General features: G+C 58.0%; 4 protein-coding genes and 1 pseudogene. 1 reads left to right on the top strand and 4 read right to left on the bottom strand.

Annotated features, from left to right (window positions below):
- Positions 1-155: 155 nt before the first annotated feature.
- Positions 156-422 carry a DUF6894 family protein gene (locus NKI72_RS34420; RefSeq protein WP_352694275.1) on the top strand — a complete coding sequence of 89 codons (267 nt, stop codon included), beginning with the start codon at positions 156-158 and terminating at the stop codon, positions 420-422.
- A gap of 204 nt (positions 423-626) precedes the next feature.
- On the opposite strand, the gene NKI72_RS34415 is transcribed toward NKI72_RS34420, so the two are convergent.
- From NKI72_RS34415 to NKI72_RS34400, 4 genes and pseudogenes are all read right to left on the bottom strand, one after another.
- Positions 627-878, bottom strand: a complete 252-nt coding sequence (locus NKI72_RS34415) for a DUF6894 family protein (protein WP_352694273.1) — start codon at positions 876-878, stop codon at positions 627-629.
- A gap of 56 nt (positions 879-934) precedes the next feature.
- Positions 935-1,243, bottom strand: coding sequence for a hypothetical protein (locus NKI72_RS34410; protein ID WP_352852173.1), 309 nt, complete (start codon positions 1,241-1,243; stop codon positions 935-937).
- A gap of 381 nt (positions 1,244-1,624) precedes the next feature.
- Positions 1,625-2,242, bottom strand: a pseudogene (gene istB / locus NKI72_RS34405) (IS21-like element helper ATPase IstB); the annotation flags it as partial.
- A gap of 130 nt (positions 2,243-2,372) precedes the next feature.
- A partial coding sequence (locus tag NKI72_RS34400; protein ID WP_352852171.1) for a 2Fe-2S iron-sulfur cluster-binding protein occupies positions 2,373-2,951 on the bottom strand: 579 nt, incomplete at its 5' end.

Raw genomic sequence — 2,951 nt, 5'->3', positions numbered from 1 at the left:
TTTCGGAAGTAACTCTAAGCCGATCAGGGCGATGAGTCTGGCGGCGTACGTTTTTAACCAAATGCGCGGACATCATTGGACGTCAGATCACGCTCGTTAGCGGTTGCGTGCATTCGAGCGGCGGGCGCCGGCTGCATAGCCAATCGTGAAGCAAGATGAACCTTTCCCGCATTATTGTGTTTGGAGGGATGCCTCGCTTTTTCTTCGACTTCACCGATACCGGGCAAGTCTTCCGCGACGTCGAAGGCACAGATCTGCCCGATCTCGAAGCTGCAAAACAAGAGGCGGTGAGAGCCTTGGTCGAGATCACCACAGATAAGCTGCCGGATGGCCCCTATCGAGAGTTTGTGATGAAGGTACCCGACGAGAGTGACCAGACGTTCGCAGACGCAGTGCTCAAGTTTGAGCTGCGGGAGCGCTAGGGGTCTTCAAATGGTTTCCGCCTGGGACAAGTTTGACATAGTAACTGCTCGATTGAATGAGCGCCGCGCCCGCGCAGACATCGAAGACCTTCGGCAGACCATCGGCGAAACCCGCCGTGTAATCGCAGCGGCCCGTAAGCTGTTGGACCGGCTAGCCGTAGGCCACGGGGCCATCTCGTCAGAAAGCAGCTCCTCCCGCCCTACCTAGGCGCTGCTGATGCCCGCTATGCGGCTCAGTTCGAATTTGACCACGATCTGCACTAGCTGGTTGCCTGCTTCATCGCGGACTTGAATGCTAGCCTCGCGGTAGGTGCCATCGGGCAGCTTTTCTCTTGCGATTTCAAGCAGCGTTTTTGCTGCCTCGTCCTCCGCAGATTCCAGGTTCGGAAGCTCTGAACCTTCAGGGTCTGGGAAGGTCTCTCCATTGCTGGACAAGTCGAAGAAATAGCGCGGCATCAGTCCTAACTAGGATTGCCGGAAAATGTTCAATATCTCTTTTTACATACAAAGAGCTAATTCACCATGTCCCGCAGGGGCTTCTTGCGCTTCGGTGGCCGGTATTTCTCCACCAGCCTGATCTTGTCGATGTCGATCGTCACCAGGGGCCACATGTCAATGGTCACCTTGCGGCCTTCCTCGTCTGTGCGCGTGACCTCGCCTGTAAGCTCGATTTGCTGGCCTCGCTTGACCTTGGAAGAATCCCGGATCGAATGCGGGAAGCTATAGGACGGAATAGAGACGCTTACGCGGTCCTCGGTGACCCGCCTTCGAACCGTGGCCGTGATTGCAACCACGTCACCGATGCCAATGCCCCGCGCCATGCCTTTGAGTCTGGAGCGGCCGGCGCCTTAGTCAAGATGCTGCTAATGTACAGCGACGATACCGCTTGGCGGACTGGCTAAACTCTCGCTATATCGCGCGCATGGCAAGCGGCTGGACGATTTGTGGCCGGCTACAATCGGCAATACGACACGTTCAAAACGCTGTCGCTGGACGCTCCCATGGGCGGTCGGAGCTCAGACGAATCGACCTGCTGGAGGCACCGGCCGCTTACGAACCCGATGAAGACGAGGAAGATGATCCGGATATCCTGATGCTCAAGGGCAGACACTTCCGTCTGTGATGGACAAGGGGACGGCCCAATCTTAGGTGTCAAACGAATCCAGGAATTGACCCTTTGGCGAACTGAAGAACTGACCCCTTCATTGGTTTGCTGTTTGGTTTGTTTCGGGCACCGAGCCGACCTTCTGCAGAAGGCCGGACCGTCGCTTTTCGCGCAGCCTGTAGCTGTCCCCCCTGATGGTGATCACCGTTGAATGGTGAAGCAGGCGATCCAAGATTGCCGTGGCCACCACGGGATCTCCAAAAACGCTCCCCCATTCACCCACCGAACGGTTGGAGGTAATCAGGATCGATCCCTTCTCGTAGCGGCGGGACACCAGTTGGAAGAAGAGGTGGGCGGCATTGGGCTCGAAGGGAAGATATCCGAGCTCGTCGATGATCAGCAATTTCGGCCGTGACAGGATCGTTAACTGCTTGTCGAGCGAGCCGTCGCTGTGGGCCTTGGCCAACATCGCCACCAACGTGGCTGCCGTGACGAACTGCACGTTGTAATTCTGGCGGATTGCCTCGCGGCCAAGGCTCACTGCAAGATGGGTCTTGCCCGTGCCCGGAGGGCCAAGGAACAGGACTGTGTCGCCGTGGGCGATCCAGCGGCAGGTCGCAAGTTCCCTGATCTGTCCCTGATCCAGCGATGGCTGCGCGTCGAAGTCGAAGCCGTCGAGTTCGCGCACGAACGGGAACTGCGCCAGTTTCCAGGCGCGAGCGTTGTCGTGAGCTGACCCAAAGCAGTAATCGTCTTTTCAATTCATGAGGGAACGTGCCTGAGGCCGAAGTTCGTGTGGTGCTTCGAAGCGGACACGTTGGGCTTCAATCCAAACTCACCCGGGGTTAAAGATCTAGCAAAACGTCGCCTTGCGGGCGGCTGCAGCACGCCAGGACGTAGCCTGCCGATTTGTCGTCCAATGTCAGTCCGCCCAGGTCATCCATGACGACTTCGCCGGACAGCTTGGCGATCCGGCACGTGCCGCAAACTCCCTGCTGGCAGGCGGTGGGGACGTAGACGCCACATTGGCGCGCCACTTCCAGCAAGGTCTCTCCGGGCGCGCAGTCATGCGCAACGCCAGACCTGACGAAGCGGACCGAAGACGAAACCTTTGAAGCCGGTACCGAACGCGAACTGTTGCCGCCTCCGAAGCTCTCCTCATGATACTGTGAACGGGCGAGCCCGATTGCATCGAGGCAGCTGCGTGCAGCCTTCATGTAGGATTCCGGCCCACAGGCAAACACCGTACGGCTGTGGAGATCGGGAACCAAGGTCAGGAGCATCTCACTGTTAATTCGCCCGGTTGGACCCGTCCAGGCCGGGTCTCCGTGACTGCAAATGCAAGTCACATGAACATTGGGAAAGCGAGCGGCAAGTGCGTCCAGTTCGAGCCGAAAAATGATGTCGTCCGGCGTTCTCGCACT

Origin of the sequence: Mesorhizobium sp. M0437 (genome assembly GCF_040321335.1) — a bacterium.
Classification (GTDB): Bacteria; Pseudomonadota; Alphaproteobacteria; order Rhizobiales; family Rhizobiaceae; genus Mesorhizobium.
Note: the sequence above shows the minus strand (reverse complement) of the source record. Positions and strands in the feature narration are given on the sequence as shown.